This is a genomic window from Haloimpatiens myeolchijeotgali (genome assembly GCF_042688525.2).
Lineage (GTDB): Bacteria > Bacillota > Clostridia > Clostridiales > Clostridiaceae > Haloimpatiens.
Genome location: NZ_JBHWAB010000001.1, coordinates 577,037 through 592,307 on the forward strand (window position 1 = coordinate 577,037; position 15,271 = coordinate 592,307).

The window sequence follows — 15,271 nt, forward strand, 5'->3', positions numbered from 1 at the left end:
TTCGTAAAGCTAAGAACTTGTAAACTTTGTTCAAATGTTTCTTACGCAATATATCATTTCCCTTCGCTAGACAGTATTTGATCTGCGAAAGTTGAGTATTTTACAATTGGAAAGGTGGTGGGATAATGTCAGCTACACTTAATTCTTTTGTTATTGCTGACCCTAATAAATGTATAGGATGTAAAGCTTGCGAAGTTGCATGTTTTGCTGCTCACAATTCAAATAATAATGTGAAAGCTACTGTTGGTACGGTTTCAACTCCTATAATACCAAGATTATACAATGTTAAATTAGGGAAAGTTACCATGCCTGTTCAGTGCAGACAATGTGAGGATGCACCTTGTGCTAATAGTTGTCCAGTAAATGCTATAAAGCAAATAGATAATACTATTATTATAGATGAAGATGAATGTATAGGGTGTAAAAGTTGTGTAATGGCATGTCCATTTGGAGTTATAAGTCTATTGCCACAATATCGTAATGGAAAAGAAATTATTCAAAATAACTTAAAAGGGGAAAGTACAGATTCAACGAAAAAAATGGTGAAAATCATTGCTTACAAATGTGACTTATGCAAGGAACAAGGGGAACCAGCATGTATAAAAGCATGTCCTAAAGACGCACTAACATTAGTAATACCAAAAGAATATAAGAAAAAACGTAATAAAAAAGTGGCAGAAGACTTATTACAAGCAATAAAAAATTATAAATAGATTTATTTAAACTAAGTTTTACTTGAGGGAAATATAGGGGGGAATTTTAATGAGTATAGTTAGTATAGATAAAGAACTCTGTACTGGATGTAGACGTTGTGCAGAAATATGTCCAGTAGATGCTATACAAGGAAAACAAGGGGAACCTCAAAGTATTAATGTAGATAAATGTATATTATGTGGTCAATGTGTACAAAAGTGTAGTTCATATGCTCCAAGTTTTGATGAAGATATAACCCCAATACACATAAAGCGAAGAGAAAGAAATATGTTATCAACTGTAAAAGAGCCTCTTTTTGCGGCTTATAATATGGGACAAGAAATTAAAGTTAAGAAAGCTTTAGCGAATAAAGAACTTTATAAGGTAGTGCAATGTGCACCAGCAGTAAGAGTAGCGCTAGCAGAAGAGTTTGGAATGAAACTGGGAAGCTTAACACCAGGTAAATTAGCAGCAGTGCTTAGACGGTTAAACTTTGATAGAATATATGATACTAATTTTGCAGCAGATTTAACAATAATGGAAGAAGGTAATGAACTTATAGAAAGAGTTACTAAGGGAAAAACGTTACCTATGTTTACTTCATGTTGTCCATCGTGGGTAAAGTTTATGGAACAAGAATATCCAGAATTATTAGAGCATCTTTCAAGTTGTAAATCACCACAACAAATGGCAGGTGCAGTATTTAAAACTTATGGAGCAAAAATAGACGAAGTAGATCCAAGTAGGATTTTTAGTGTATCTATTATGCCTTGTACATGTAAACAGTTTGAATGTGACAGACCAGAAATGAAGGATAGCGGTTATAAAGATGTAGATGTAGTTTTGACCACAAGAGAATTGGCACATCTAATTAAAGATAGTGGAATTGATTTTGTAAATCTTGAAGATGAAGAATTTGATAAACCTTTAGGAATGTATACTGGTGCAGGAAACATATTTGGTGTAACTGGAGGGGTTATGGAGGCTGCACTTAGAACAGCTTACGAGATAATTACTAAAAAGCCTATACCAAATTTAGATTTAGAATTTGTAAGAGGTGGAGAAGGAGTAAGAAGTACAAAAGTCAAAATTGATGATTTAGAATTAAATGTAGCAATAGTTTCAGGATTAAAAAACGTAGTGAATATTCTTGAGAGTATAAAAGAAGGAAAATGTGATTTCGATTTTATAGAGGTTATGACTTGTCCGGAAGGATGTATAAGTGGAGGAGGACAACCTAAACTACTTTTAGAAGAGTATAGAGAAATTGCATATAAAAATAGAAAAGCATCAATGTATGAACATGATTCTAAATTAAAGTTAAGAAAATCTCATAAAAATCCAGAGATTAAAAAGATATATGATGAGTTTTTAGGAAAACCATTAGGTGCTAAATCACATAAATTGCTGCATACTAAATATGCACCAAGAAAGGGGAATTTATAATGAATGCTTTTGTTATTGCTGACCCAGATAAATGTATAGGTTGTAGAACATGTGAGATAGCTTGCGTAGTAGCACATTCAGAAAAAAATATATTTACAGCAGGAAATTGTGATATAGAATTTAATCCACGTTTACATGTTGTAAAAACAGCTCAAGTAAGTGCACCAATTCAATGTAGACAATGTGAAGATGCTCCATGTGCTAATGCCTGTCCAAATGGTTCTATAGTTAATAAAGACGGTGTAATATATATAAATAAAGATACCTGTATAGGGTGTAAAACATGTGTAATAGCCTGTCCGTTTGGGGCGATAGAATTAGTTCAAGAGTATCATAATGGGGAAAAAGTATTACAAGAAGGTTTAAAAGTTGAAAGGGAAAATAAATTATTCTTCAAGGAAAAGATAATAGCAAACAAATGTGATTTGTGTATGGGAAGAGAAGGAGGACCTGCTTGTGTAGAAGCCTGTCCTACAGATGCATTTAAAATAGTGAAAAGTGAAGAGGTAAATAAATCAATTAAAGACAAAAGAAAACAGGTAGTTATGAAACTTGCAAATGTGATAAAATAATTGTAAGATTTGTAGCTAATTTCACTCGTGATAAGGTGGTGTTAAGAATATGTTTAAAGTAGGAATTATTACAGCTAGTGATAAAGGGTATGCTCATGAAAGAGTTGATGAAAGTGGAAAAGTAATAAAGGAAATAGTTGAAAAAAACGGGTACTCAGTAGCTAAATATTTAGTACTTCCAGATGATGAGGCTATGTTATCTAAAGAAATGATATATATGAGTGATGAAATGAAGGTAAATTTAATACTTACAACTGGAGGAACAGGATTTAGTGAAAGGGATGTTACTCCAGAGGCTACATTGAAGGTTGTAGACAAACTTGCACCTGGTATAGTAGAAGCTATTAGACATTATAGTTTAAGTATTACTAAAAGAGCAATGCTTTCAAGAGCAGTTTCAGGAATACGAAATAAAACTTTAATTATAAATTTACCAGGAAGCCCTAAGGCAGTAAGAGAGTCATTAGAATATATAATAGATACGCTGCAGCATGGATTAGAGATTCTTCAAGGAATAGCTAGTGAATGTGCGAGAAAATAGATGGTTCGAATAAATTTAAAACAGCAGTAATATTAGCAGGCGGCAAAAGTTCAAGAATGGGGTTTGATAAACAAATTTTAAAAATAGGCAATAAAACAGTTATGGAAAGTGTTATAGAGAAGCTAAAAAAAGAATTTGAAGAAATAATTATAGTTACTAATAAACCAGAACTTTATACAAATAGTCCTTATAAAATCGTTTGTGATGAAATAAAAGAAAAAGGTCCATTAAGTGGAATACATGTTGGACTTAAAGAAAGTAGTAGTAAATATGCATACTTCATTGCTTGTGATATGCCAAATGTGAATATACAGTACATAAGATATATGAAATCCAAAATAAAAAATATACAAGTAGATGCTTGTGTAACAGAAAATTCAAAAAGAATAGAACCATTTAATGCTTTTTATTGTAAAAGTATCATACCTAAAATAGAAATTCAAATTTTAAAAAATAAAAGATCCATGCGATGCCTTATGAGTAGAATAAATGTCTTATGTATAGATGAAAAAGAAGCACTACAGTATAGTTCTAATTTAGAAATGTTTAAAAATTTAAATACTATTGATGATGTGGTTGCTTATAAAAAAATAAATAGAGCGTTAAATATAAAAACAATAATCTAAGTATGTAAAAGAATTAAGATTCAACTTTAGCAGATAAAATGTAGATTCTGCGGGAAATGATATCTTGATCAGAAACCATTACAATATATCATTTTTCTTTGCTAGATAGTATTTTTTTACTGTGAAAGTTGAGTTAATTAATAATGGAGGATACATGAAAGATTTATATGGGAGAAATATAAATTATTTAAGAATATCAGTTACAGATTTATGTAATTTAAGATGTAAATATTGTACCCCTAGACATGGTATATCAAAAATAAAGCATGATGAAATATTAACTTTTGAAGAAATAGAAAAAATAACAAAAATATTTGTATCATTAGGTGTAAATAAAGTAAGAATAACAGGGGGAGAGCCATTAGTAAGAAAGGGAATCTTGAGTTTGATAAAAAAGATAGGTGAAATAAAAGAAATAAAAGATTTTGCTATAACTACTAATGGAATATTATTAAAAAAATATGCTAAAGATTTAAAACAATTAGGAGTTAATAGGGTAAATGTAAGTTTGGATACTTTAGATCCCAAAAAGTATAAAGAAATAACAAGAGGAGGACAAATACATAAAGTATTTGATGGAATAGAAGAAGCAAGAAAAGTAGGACTTGATCCTATAAAAATAAATACAGTTTTAGTTGGTGGATTTAATGATAATGAAATAGAAAACTTTGTTAATTTAACTTTAAAAGATAATTTAGAAATTAGATTTATTGAATTAATGCCTATAGGAGAGGCAAAAGAATGGGATTTAGATAAATTTATAACTAATGAAGTAGTTTTAGATAAAATAAAAGAATTAAAAGAGATTGAATCACAGGATATATGTTCACCAGCAAAATATTATAAATTGCCTCATGCAAAAGGCAAAATAGGACTTATAAGTCCTATTACTCATAAATTTTGTTGCAATTGCAATAGAGTTAGGTTAACCGCTGATGGTAAACTTAAGTTATGTTTACATTCTAATGAAGAAATAGATTTAAAAACTCTTTTAAGAAATGGACAAGATATAGAAGATATAATTATTAAATCTATACAGAAGAAGCCAAAATCTCATAATTTGGAGAATGGTGAGTATACAAAAAGAAATATGATGGCTATAGGAGGATAAAAATGGAATTCACACATTTTAATGAAAAAGGAAGAGCACATATGGTGAATGTAGGTGATAAAGAAGATACTAAAAGAGTAGCTGTAGCCAAAGGTTATATAAAGATGAACAAAGAAACCATAAAATTAATAAAACAAGGTCTAATAAAAAAAGGAGATGTTTTATCTGTTGCTCAAGTAGGAGGAATAATGGGAGCAAAAAATACATCAACGTTAATTCCTATGTGTCATAACATATTTTTAACTGGTTCCAATATAGAATTTAATATATTAGAAGATAGAATAGAAATAGAAGCAACAGTATCTACAGTTGGTAAAACTGGAGTTGAAATGGAGGCTTTAACAGCAGTATCTATTACAGCTTTAACAATTTATGATATGTGTAAAGCAGTGGATAAAGATATGATAATAGGCGATATAAAGCTTATGAAAAAAACTGGTGGAAAAAGTGGAGTATATGAAAGAAAATAAATATAGTTAATTTTAATGAACTTAACTTTTGCAGGTGAAAAATAGCCGCTGCGGAAAATGATATCTTGCTCAGAAACCTTTCACTTCAGTAACAAGTTCTAAGCTTTACTCATGTTGAAAAAATAACTTTTTTCAAATTCGTAAAGCTAAGAACTTGTAGACTTTGTTCAAATGTTTCTTACGCAATATATCATTTCCCTTCGCTAAGCAGTATTTTTTTACTGTGAAAGTTGAGTTAATAATGACTAATTAAGGAGTTGAGAATTTACCAATGGCAAAAGTTATATCTGTTAATATAAGTGATAAAAAGGGCGTAATAAAAACACCTATGAGTGAAGGAACATTTAAAGAAGAACATGGATTACAAGGGGATGCGCATGCAGGAAATTGGCACAGACAAGTAAGTTTGTTAGGACAAGAGAGTATAGATACTATGATAAAATTAGGGGCTAAAGGATTAGTACCAGGTAAATTTGCAGAAAATATAACTACAGAAGGTATAGTATTATATAAACTTCCAGTAGGAACAAGATTAAAAATAGGAGGAACTATTCAAGAGGTTACACAAATCGGTAAAAAATGTCATGACGGATGTGCCATAAAAAAACAAGTTGGAAAATGCATAATGCCAACAGAAGGTATATTCACAAAAATTATTAAGGGCGGAACAGTAAAACCAGGAGATAGTATAGAGGTTATTGAAGAGTAAATCAGCTCATGAAGAGAAGAAAATGCTGCATACTAGGATAAAAAGAAAGTAAAAAGTATAGAGTTGAAAGAACAAATAAGGATGTTTTTCTTATAGAAAAACTTAAATTTATAATTAATTGATTTTTAAAATATTTGATTTTAAAAATCTTCCTTATTTGTTTTTTATTCTTTATACTTTTTACTTTATATATAATCTTTTAATATAAATTTATTTATAACGTGAGCAACCCCGTCTTCTTCATTAGACAAAGTTATATAATCAGCCTGTTTTTTTACATCTAGGGAAGCATTATCCATTGCCACACCAAGGCCAGCATATTTGATCATATGTACATCATTACCAGCATCTCCTACACATATAACTTCTTCAGGTTTTATGTTAAGTTTTTCGGCAAGTAATTTAACTCCAAAACCTTTATTAACATTTTTATCTAAGAATTCTAAGAAGAAAGGTGCACTTCTTACTACAGTATATTTTTCATATATATCCTTAGGAAGTTTTTCAATAACTTTAGAAAGAATTTCTTCTGGATCTACAAACATTACTTTTACTATTTTAGTGTTTTCATCTATATTATCAAAATCTACTACTTTTAAAGGAATTTCATTCATAGTAGCTTCATATTCTGAGTACTTGTTAGCTTTAGGAGTTATACAAGTATTTGTAGTTAAAGCATGAATATTTATTCCTAATTCTTTGCTTAAATTATATAAATAATGAAGATCTTCAAATGTTAGTGGATTATCGGCAATTACTTGTCCACTTTTAGTACATTGAACTACTGCTCCATTATATGTAACTGCAAAATCATCTTCATTTATTAAGTTCAAGTGTTGTAAATATTTTTTTATTCCTAGTACAGGTCTTCCAGTAGATAAAACTACTTTTACACCTTTTTCTTTAGCGTTTTGAATTGCTTCAAATGTTTTATTAGATATTGTTTTATCTTCTTTAAGTAGTGTACCATCCATATCTAATGCTATCAATTTAAACATAAATTATTCCTCCATACATTAATTTATTACAATGTTTATTATTATACCATAATATGTTGAGATAGATAGAATATTTTTTATATGTGAGTTTATTTGTAGTTATTTGGCGAATTAGAACAATAAAGTTAAATTAAAGTATAAAGTAAAGACAAGAAAGAACAAATAAGGATAGTTTTCTGCATTTGCACAAAACTTAAAAAAATTATCCTTATTTGAACTTTAATCTTTGTTTTTTATACTTTTTTAAAATATTTTAAGTTCTTCTCTTTCCCACTAAAGCGTCAATTATAAATATTAAGGCAGCTACTAATAAAAGTAGATTTATAAGATTTCCGCCTATTTTAAAGATTAGACCTATAAGCCAAAACAAAACGACTATTCCACCTAACCAGTGTAAAAAATTCATTAAACTTACCTCCATTTAAGTCAAATTAATACAGTATTATTTTTTACATAAAAATTGAATATTATAACAGTATTTAAATATTTTTAATGTATCGATACATTTGGCCTTATTATTTATAACATTTATAATATGAGTAGAAGGTAACAAAGTTAAAAAAATATCATGGAGGTATTAATATGGAAAGAAATATGGGGACAAATTCAATTAAAATTTTAGACATTGTACAAGTATCACTTATGGCAGCTATTATTTGTGTTGCTACAATGTTTATAAAATTTCCAAATCAGATAGGGTATACTCACATAGGAGATAGTATGGTATTTGTAGCAGCAATTTTATTTGGAAAGAAAAAAGGAGCAGCAGCATCAGCTATTGGAATGATGTTTGCAGATATTTTGACTGGATATGCTGTATGGGCTCCATTTACATTTGTGATAAAGGGAATAATGGGATTTATAGTAGGAAGCATTGCGTATAGAAAAAACTATGAGGGTAAGAATTTAATGAACAATACTTTTGCATTTGTAATAGCAGGTATATGGATGATATTAGCATATTATTTAGCAAATATAGTAATGGCAAAATATATTGTTTTTGAAGCAGCTACACTTCACGAAAGTCAAATGATAGCTTTAGCTGGAATTCCAGGAAACTGTATTCAGGCTGTGGTAGGAATGGTGTTAGCATTACCATTATCAAAAATTCTTAAAGAAAAGATAAAGTAACAGTTATTTTGAAAAATATTTTAATTACTTTTGTATTTTGTTGAAAAATGTTAGTCATGTTTGATATAATAAATGTGCTTTAAAAAATGCTTTTGGGGGTCAAACAGATGACTACAAGAATTGCTATACTTGGTGGTCCAAGATGTGGAAAGACAACTCTTATGCAACAATTATATGTTGATATGAAGATAATGGGACTAGACGTAGGATGTTCACCAGAATACAGTACAGAATATCTAAGTGAAAAAGGTATGATTGAAGGTATTGCTGAACAATATGGTATTTATCTTGGACAATTACAATTAGAACAAAAATTAAGTGAATTTGATTATGCAGTAACAGATTATGCAACTTTTGTTCCATATATATATGGAAGATTTATGTTAGGAAATAAGAAAAGAACGAAGAAAGAAATAGCTATATTAAAGGATTTATATAATTTTGCATTGATGGATTTGCCAAAGTATGATTATATTTTTTATGTACCAAGAGAATTTGGATATTCAAAAGATGGAGTTAGGTGGCAAGATGAAGATACTGCAAGGTTAGTTGATGAAGCTATTAAGAATTTTTTAGATTATGAAAATGCAGTTTACACAATAGTGAATGGTTCTACTAAAGAAAGAGCTAAACAAATTTTAGATGCATTAGAGTTGACAGAAAAATGTGAACAAACTAAAAAAGAAGCTTAAAGGTCTGTGGTTTACGCAGACCTTTTTAAATGGTATACTTTTATTAGTTGACTTTTTTAGAGTGAAAAACTTTAGAATAGAATAAAGTGGTTATATAATATGAAGAAAATAAAATTTAAATATAAAGAAAGAGGAGAGAGTAGTGTCTGATTTTAAGAAACAAATTGAAAGAAGAAGAACTTTTGCTATAATATCTCACCCAGATGCAGGTAAGACTACGTTAACAGAAAAGTTACTTTTATACGGTGGAGCAATAAGAATGGCAGGATCTGTTAAGGCTAGAAAAACCTCTAAACATGCAGTATCTGACTGGATGGAAATAGAGAAGAAAAGAGGAATTTCAGTAACATCTTCTGTAATGCAATTTAATTATGATGGATATTGTATAAACATATTAGATACTCCAGGACACCAAGACTTTAGTGAAGATACATATAGAACATTAATGGCAGCGGATAATGCAGTAATGGTTATAGATGGAGCTAAGGGTGTGGAAGCACAAACAAGAAAATTATTTCATGTGTGTAGTATTAGAGAAATTCCTATTTTTACATTTATAAATAAAATGGATAGAGAAACTAAAGACCCATTTGAACTTATGGAAGATATAGAAAATGAACTTGGAATAAAATCTTATCCGATGAATTGGCCTATAGGATGTGGAATGCATTTTAAAGGAATATATGACAGAGAAAAAAAGATTATTGAAATATTCAAGGGTGGTAATCACGGACAAAGTGAAGTAGAGGTTACAAAAATAGATGTAAATGATGATAGGGCAAAGGAAGTTATTGGTGAAGATTTATATGAAAAGTTACTTGAGGAAATAGAGCTTTTAGATATGGCTGGTGAAGAATTTGATTTAGATAAAGTTAAAAAAGGAGAATTGACACCATTGTTTTTTGGAAGTGCTTTAACTAATTTTGGTGTTGAACCATTTTTAGAAAACTTCTTGAAAACTACAACAGTACCTTTAGCCAGACAATCAAATGAAGGTAAGGTTGATGTTTTTGATGATAAATTCTCAGCATTTGTTTTTAAAATACAAGCTAATATGAATAAAGCTCATAGAGATAGAATTGCTTTTATGAGAATTTGCTCTGGTAAATTTACTAAAGGAATGGAAGTTTTCCATGTACAAGGTGGAAATAAAATAAGATTAGCTCAACCACAGCAATTTTTAGCTCAAGAGAGAGAAATTGTTCAAGAAGCATATGCTGGAGATATAATAGGAGTATTTGATCCAGGAATTTTTAGAATTGGTGATACTTTATGTGAATGTTCTAATAAATTTGAATTTGAAGGAATACCAACGTTTGCACCTGAACATTTTGCTAGAGTAAGAACAGTAGATACAATGAAAAGAAAACAATTCATAAAGGGTATTACTCAAATTTCACAAGAAGGTGCTATACAGGTTTTTAAAGAATTAAATATAGGTATTGAAGAGTTAATAGTAGGTGTAGTAGGAGTACTTCAATTTGAAGTGTTGGAATATAGATTAAAAAATGAATATAATGTAGATATTAAATTAGAAAGACTCCCATACAAAAACATAAGATGGATAGAAGAATGTCCAGGAGAAGATTCTAGTTTAAGTTTAACTAGTGATACAAAAATAGTTAAAGATTTAAAAGATAGAAGTTTATTATTATTTCAAAGTGAATGGTCTATTAGTTGGGCTTTAGAACATAATAAAGGTTTGGTTTTATCAGATATTTCAAAGCAATAAGTAATTGTCATTAAAAGCCAGTCATCAATTATTATTTTTGATGATTGGGTTTTTTCATTTAAATAAAATTTAGGTTGTGGTATAATTTATTATTAATTAAAGAATTTTTATAAAAAATATACAATTCAAATTAAAATGATATGAGGAATAATATAAATTCTTAAACTTAATAATATATAATTTCTGTTTTAATATGTTATATATAAATATAAGTAAAGTAAGGAAAGGGATTATGGAAGATTATAGTAAAATATTAGAAAAATATAATCAAATAAATTCAAATCATAAAAAAGTATTGCAAGAATTCCAATCTTATCAACGACTTGCTGAAAATACCATAAAAGTTTTAACTAATAAAAAAGAAGAACTAGAAAAAAGATTAGATGTAATTTCTAATGTATTAGAAGTAGGTAGATATATAAATTCTAATATAAGTAATAATGACTTCATATCAATGATTAATGATATGATTATTGGTGTAATTGGAGTTACATATTCTTCTATTTATTTAAGTGAAGATGATAAGTTAGTATTAAAAGCATCAAATGTGAAAGATAATGAAGAGAGGAATAATAAGATAAATAAATACTATGATAAAGGGTATTTTATTATGAATTGTAAAGACGAAATTTTTAAAAATATACATTCAATCATAGGTGTCCCTATAAATATTTATATGAAAAATAGAGGATTTATTCTTATGGAACATGAGCTCTATAATTTTTTTGATTTTGATCAGATAAAATTTATTTCTAGTATTTCAAATCAAATTGCAATAGCTTTAGAAAATAATTTATTATATCAGAAGGTAAGGGAAAGTTCATTAAAAGATTCTTTATTAGGTATATATAATAGAAGATACTTTTATGAGGTAGTTAATGAAAAGATTTGTAATATAAGACAAGGTGATAGCTTTGCAATAGTAATGATAGATATAGATGATTTTAAAAAAATAAATGATACTTATGGACATTTATTTGGAGATAAAGTATTAATAAAAATTGTAGATATAATAACAAATAATATAGGTGAAAACAATATTGTTGCAAGATATGGTGGAGAAGAATTGTTAGTATATATAGATAATTATAAAAGTAAGTCATGTGTATGTGATAAATTGAATGATATAAGACATCAAATAAGTTGTAACCCAATTAAATATAATGGATATTCTCAAAAAGTAACTGCAAGTTTTGGAATAAGTTATTGCCCTTATAATGGAACCAATTTAGAAAAATTAATAGGTGTAGCAGATAAGATGTTATATAAGGCTAAACAAACTGGAAAAAATAAGATTGTTAGTGCATAACAAAAATAATCATCGAACAAATCATTTTAAAAATAAAGTTTTAAATATTTATAATATCATTTAAAATTTTGACGTATATTATAGTATTATAGAGTGATATGGAGTTGGGGATTATGGATGTGAAAAAGTTGAAAAATCTAATAAAAAGAGAAGAAGGTACAAAATTAGATTTTAAACAATATATTGACTTATATTCTGAAGGTGGAAAAAAAGAATTAGCAAAAGATGTGTGTGCCATTGCTAACTCAAAGGGTGGTAGAGGATATTTAATAATAGGAGTAGAAGACAAAACGAAAAATATAATTGGAATTGATCCAAAGGAAATAGAAGAGGAAAGAGTACAACAAATAGTTAGTTCTAGATGTGAACCGCCTATACCTATATCAGTAGAGTTTATTAATATTTATGAAAAAATATTAGCAGTTATTAACATATATGATTCACTTCAAAAACCTTATCAATTTAGAGAAACAGGTGCGTTTTATATAAGAAGAGGTTCTACTACAGATACTATGAGAAAACAAGAACTTATTTCTGATTTTCAGAATAGTATGGCATTAAGTGCTGAACTTTGTTCAGTAATTAAAAGTGCTGAAAATTGTTTAAATAAGGAAATAGTAGATAAATATTTTTTTTCACAGGGCATAGAGGTCAATGATGATAACAGATTAATGTTGATGGAAAATGCATCTATAATAAATAAGGATAGAGAAACAAATGAATATAGTTGTACATTAGGAGGGATACTTGTTTTTTCAAATAGAAATAATTTGTTTGTTCCTCAAAATATAATTCGAATAATAAATAAAGTAAATAAAAATTATGATAAAATAACAGTAGTTAAAGGGGATTTACTCTCTATGATAGATGAGAGTGAAAAAAAACTTTATGAAATTCTTCCAAAACAATATCCTATTGATGCTATTTGTGAAGGAATAAAAAATGCGGTTGTATATAGAGATTATACAATATGTTGTAAAGAAATAGAAATAGTTATTAATCATAGTAGTATTATCATTTCAAGTCCTGGTATTTTAGTTAAGGGTAAGGATATAAATTATCATAATTATATAAAGAGAAACATGTGGATATATGAGAAATTAATGGCATTAGATGATAAAAAAAGATTTAGTAATACTGGAAAAGGATTTAAAAAAATGAAGAAAGCTTTTAAAAAATACGGTAAGGTTATTTTTGTAAACTCTACATCACAAAACATTTTTAAAGTAATATACCCTGGGATTAATAAAATAATAAAGAAACACTAATATTGCAAAAATATTCTGAATATTATATAATTAAGGTAAATGATACCTAAATAATAAGGTAAGGGGTTGATTAATGTGATATATGTTTTTTGTGGTGAAAAGGGTTCAGGGAAAACAAAAGATTTAATAAGATTAGCTAATGAAAAAGCTGTTAATAATAAAGGAAATTTAGTATATATTGATGACGACTCCAGAGTATGTTTACAATTAAGGAATAAAATTAGGTTTATTTCTACCTGCGAATTTGAAATACAAAATTATAATAGTTTCTATGGTTTTTTATGCGGAGTTTTATCTGAAGATTATGACATTGACACAGTCTTTATAGACGGGCTTGTTAACATTGCCAAGGAAAGTCTTCAGAATGCTGCGCATTTGTTTTATAATTTAGAAAAATTATCAAAGAAGTATGATGTTGATTTTTATGTTAATGTAAGTACAAATAAAAGAAACGTACCAGAGTTTGTAAAAAAATACATTGCATAAAGTATTAGTTTGAAAATAAAGTTATTTAAGTGGCTATGATATAAATAAGAGTTGACCTCCAGATAAAATATTTTGTCTGGGGGTCAAATATTATTATTCTGAGTTGTTAAAAAATATTTAAGATGATATAATAAAAAATACATGGTTTAGTTTACATGATGTTTAATTATTTGTAGTGAGAGTGAAAGATTTCCCCCTAAAAAGGGGATTTTATTTTTAAATTTTACACTAAGGAGGTACTCACATGACTAATGTATATGATGCACTAGTAGAACGTGGTTATATAAAACAAACAACTCATGATGAAATAAAAGAATTACTATCAAAGGAAAAAGTAACTTTTTACATAGGATTTGATCCAACAGCAGATAGTTTGCATGTAGGACATTTTATAGCATTGATGTTCATGTCACATATGCAAAAGGCAGGACATAGACCTGTAGCATTAGTAGGTGGAGGTACTGCCATGGTAGGTGATCCTTCCGGTAGGACTGATATGAGAAAGATGCTTACAAATGAACAAATTAATCATAATGTAGAGAGCATAAAGAAACAACTTTCAAGATTTATTGATTTTAGTGAAGATAAAGCTATTTTAGTTAATAACGCTGATTGGCTTACAAATTTAAACTATATAGAATTTTTAAGAGAAGTAGGTTCATGTTTTTCAGTTAATAAAATGTTAACTGCAGAGTGTTTTAAGCAAAGATTAGAAAAAGGATTATCTTTTTTAGAATTTAATTATATGTTAATGCAAGGATATGATTTTTTAGAGCTTAATAGAAAATATGGATGTACTATGCAATTAGGCGGAGATGATCAATGGTCAAATATGTTAGCAGGTATTGATCTAATTAGAAGAAAAGAATCAAAACAAGCATATGCTATGACATGTACACTTTTAACTAATAGTGAAGGTAAAAAGATGGGAAAAACAGCCAAAGGAGCTTTATGGCTTGATCCAGAAAAAACATCTCCATATGATTTTTATCAATACTGGAGAAATGTAAATGATGCTGATGTTGAAAAATGTTTATCTCTTTTAACATTTTTACCTATGGATGAGGTAAGAAGACTTTCAGCATTTAAAGATGCTCAAATAAATGAAGCTAAAAAAGTTTTAGCTTATGAAGTTACAAAACTTGTTCATGGAGAAAAAGAGGCAAGAAAGGCTCAAGAAGCTGCTGAAGCTTTATTTGGTGGTGGAAACAAATTAGATAATGTTCCTACTGTAAAAATTTCAAGAGAGAAAATTGACTCATCATTATTAGATATTTTAGCAGAAGGTAAAATAGTTCCATCAAAATCAGAAGGTAGAAGATTAATAAAACAAGGTGGAATAAGAATAAATGATGAAAAAATAGAAGACGTAAGTTCAAAATTAGAAGAGAGATTTTTGAAGATGGAATTGCTTTAGTAAGAAGAGGTAAAAAGAAATATTATAAAATAGAAATTGAATAGTTAATGATTAGCATGCAAAATATTTA

At 28.3% G+C, this 15,271-nt stretch carries 16 protein-coding genes and 1 pseudogene; 15 read left to right on the top strand and 2 right to left on the bottom strand.

Annotated features, from left to right (window positions below; translation table 11 throughout):
• Nucleotides 1-125: 125 nt before the first annotated feature.
• From ACFIJ5_RS02850 to ACFIJ5_RS02885, 8 genes are all read left to right on the top strand, one after another.
• On the top strand, nt 126-713 hold the full coding sequence (locus ACFIJ5_RS02850; protein ID WP_379803554.1) for a 4Fe-4S dicluster domain-containing protein: 588 nt from the start codon (nt 126-128) through the stop codon (nt 711-713).
• Between the two features lie 49 nt (nt 714-762).
• Entirely contained in the window at nt 763-2,139 is a 1,377-nt protein-coding gene (locus ACFIJ5_RS02855; protein ID WP_379803556.1) for a [FeFe] hydrogenase, group A, read from the top strand.
• Nucleotides 2,139-2,711, top strand: coding sequence for a 4Fe-4S dicluster domain-containing protein (locus ACFIJ5_RS02860; protein WP_379803558.1), 573 nt, complete (start codon nt 2,139-2,141; stop codon nt 2,709-2,711). The genes ACFIJ5_RS02855 and ACFIJ5_RS02860 overlap by 1 nt, the downstream gene beginning before the upstream one ends.
• A gap of 49 nt (nt 2,712-2,760) precedes the next feature.
• The gene (locus tag ACFIJ5_RS02865; RefSeq protein WP_379803560.1) at nt 2,761-3,252 is read left to right on the top strand and encodes a MogA/MoaB family molybdenum cofactor biosynthesis protein; all 492 of its coding nucleotides are present in this window, start codon (nt 2,761-2,763) and stop codon (nt 3,250-3,252) included.
• Nucleotides 3,237-3,878 (top strand): molybdenum cofactor guanylyltransferase, encoded by a 642-nt coding sequence (gene mobA / locus ACFIJ5_RS02870; RefSeq protein ID WP_379803563.1) that lies wholly within the window; start codon nt 3,237-3,239, stop codon nt 3,876-3,878. The genes ACFIJ5_RS02865 and mobA overlap by 16 nt, the downstream gene beginning before the upstream one ends.
• A 154-nt stretch (nt 3,879-4,032) precedes the next feature.
• Nucleotides 4,033-4,989, top strand: coding sequence for a GTP 3',8-cyclase MoaA (gene moaA / locus ACFIJ5_RS02875; protein ID WP_379803565.1), 957 nt, complete (start codon nt 4,033-4,035; stop codon nt 4,987-4,989).
• 2 nt (nt 4,990-4,991) lie between these two features.
• Complete coding sequence (gene moaC, locus ACFIJ5_RS02880; protein ID WP_379803568.1) at nt 4,992-5,459, top strand: cyclic pyranopterin monophosphate synthase MoaC; 468 nt, start codon at nt 4,992-4,994, stop codon at nt 5,457-5,459.
• Between the two features lie 271 nt (nt 5,460-5,730).
• Complete coding sequence (locus tag ACFIJ5_RS02885) at nt 5,731-6,168, top strand: MOSC domain-containing protein (RefSeq protein ID WP_379803570.1); 438 nt, start codon at nt 5,731-5,733, stop codon at nt 6,166-6,168.
• A 185-nt stretch (nt 6,169-6,353) separates the two neighbouring features.
• Here ACFIJ5_RS02885 and yidA read toward each other — a convergent pair whose 3' ends face one another.
• Both yidA and ACFIJ5_RS02895 read right to left on the bottom strand, forming a co-directional pair.
• Nucleotides 6,354-7,166, bottom strand: a complete 813-nt coding sequence (gene yidA / locus ACFIJ5_RS02890) for a sugar-phosphatase (RefSeq protein ID WP_379803572.1) — start codon at nt 7,164-7,166, stop codon at nt 6,354-6,356.
• A gap of 253 nt (nt 7,167-7,419) precedes the next feature.
• Nucleotides 7,420-7,572: a DUF5670 family protein gene (locus ACFIJ5_RS02895; RefSeq protein WP_379803574.1), complete on the bottom strand. Its 153-nt coding sequence runs from the start codon at nt 7,570-7,572 to the stop codon at nt 7,420-7,422.
• Nucleotides 7,573-7,748: 176 nt separating this feature from the next.
• Here ACFIJ5_RS02895 and ACFIJ5_RS02900 point away from each other — a divergent pair, with 176 nt between their 5' ends.
• The 7 genes and pseudogenes from ACFIJ5_RS02900 to tyrS all read left to right on the top strand — a co-directional run bounded on the left by ACFIJ5_RS02900 (nt 7,749) and on the right by tyrS (nt 15,245).
• Nucleotides 7,749-8,297: an ECF transporter S component gene (locus ACFIJ5_RS02900; protein ID WP_379803576.1), complete on the top strand. Its 549-nt coding sequence runs from the start codon at nt 7,749-7,751 to the stop codon at nt 8,295-8,297.
• Between the two features lie 107 nt (nt 8,298-8,404).
• Complete coding sequence (locus ACFIJ5_RS02905; RefSeq protein ID WP_379803579.1) at nt 8,405-8,989, top strand: AAA family ATPase; 585 nt, start codon at nt 8,405-8,407, stop codon at nt 8,987-8,989.
• 142 nt (nt 8,990-9,131) lie between these two features.
• Nucleotides 9,132-10,721, top strand: a complete 1,590-nt coding sequence (locus ACFIJ5_RS02910; RefSeq protein WP_379803581.1) for a peptide chain release factor 3 — start codon at nt 9,132-9,134, stop codon at nt 10,719-10,721.
• 232 nt (nt 10,722-10,953) lie between these two features.
• On the top strand, nt 10,954-12,030 hold the full coding sequence (locus ACFIJ5_RS02915; RefSeq protein ID WP_379803583.1) for a sensor domain-containing diguanylate cyclase: 1,077 nt from the start codon (nt 10,954-10,956) through the stop codon (nt 12,028-12,030).
• Between the two features lie 113 nt (nt 12,031-12,143).
• Complete coding sequence (locus ACFIJ5_RS02920) at nt 12,144-13,298, top strand: AlbA family DNA-binding domain-containing protein (RefSeq protein WP_379803585.1); 1,155 nt, start codon at nt 12,144-12,146, stop codon at nt 13,296-13,298.
• A 75-nt stretch (nt 13,299-13,373) separates the two neighbouring features.
• Nucleotides 13,374-13,784: a hypothetical protein gene (locus tag ACFIJ5_RS02925; protein WP_379803588.1), complete on the top strand. Its 411-nt coding sequence runs from the start codon at nt 13,374-13,376 to the stop codon at nt 13,782-13,784.
• A gap of 244 nt (nt 13,785-14,028) precedes the next feature.
• Nucleotides 14,029-15,245: pseudogene (gene tyrS, locus ACFIJ5_RS02930) on the top strand (tyrosine--tRNA ligase).
• The last annotated feature ends 26 nt before the right edge of the window (nt 15,246-15,271 follow it).

Excerpts from the sequence above, each read along its gene's own strand:
- ACFIJ5_RS02900 (WP_379803576.1), top strand. The coding sequence starts at position 7,749 with ATGGAAAGAAATATGGGGACAAATTCAATTAAAATTTTAGACATTGTA.
- ACFIJ5_RS02865 (WP_379803560.1), top strand. The coding sequence starts at position 2,761 with ATGTTTAAAGTAGGAATTATTACAGCTAGTGATAAAGGGTATGCTCAT.
- ACFIJ5_RS02885 (WP_379803570.1), top strand. The coding sequence starts at position 5,731 with ATGGCAAAAGTTATATCTGTTAATATAAGTGATAAAAAGGGCGTAATA.
- ACFIJ5_RS02855 (WP_379803556.1), top strand. The coding sequence starts at position 763 with ATGAGTATAGTTAGTATAGATAAAGAACTCTGTACTGGATGTAGACGT.
- ACFIJ5_RS02905 (WP_379803579.1), top strand. The coding sequence starts at position 8,405 with ATGACTACAAGAATTGCTATACTTGGTGGTCCAAGATGTGGAAAGACA.
- ACFIJ5_RS02850 (WP_379803554.1), top strand. The coding sequence starts at position 126 with ATGTCAGCTACACTTAATTCTTTTGTTATTGCTGACCCTAATAAATGT.
- ACFIJ5_RS02915 (WP_379803583.1), top strand. The coding sequence starts at position 10,954 with ATGGAAGATTATAGTAAAATATTAGAAAAATATAATCAAATAAATTCA.
- moaA (WP_379803565.1), top strand. The coding sequence starts at position 4,033 with ATGAAAGATTTATATGGGAGAAATATAAATTATTTAAGAATATCAGTT.
- ACFIJ5_RS02860 (WP_379803558.1), top strand. The coding sequence starts at position 2,139 with ATGAATGCTTTTGTTATTGCTGACCCAGATAAATGTATAGGTTGTAGA.
- mobA (WP_379803563.1), top strand. The coding sequence starts at position 3,237 with ATGTGCGAGAAAATAGATGGTTCGAATAAATTTAAAACAGCAGTAATA.
- ACFIJ5_RS02895 (WP_379803574.1), bottom strand. The coding sequence starts at position 7,572 with ATGAATTTTTTACACTGGTTAGGTGGAATAGTCGTTTTGTTTTGGCTT.
- moaC (WP_379803568.1), top strand. The coding sequence starts at position 4,992 with ATGGAATTCACACATTTTAATGAAAAAGGAAGAGCACATATGGTGAAT.
- ACFIJ5_RS02920 (WP_379803585.1), top strand. The coding sequence starts at position 12,144 with ATGGATGTGAAAAAGTTGAAAAATCTAATAAAAAGAGAAGAAGGTACA.
- yidA (WP_379803572.1), bottom strand. The coding sequence starts at position 7,166 with ATGTTTAAATTGATAGCATTAGATATGGATGGTACACTACTTAAAGAA.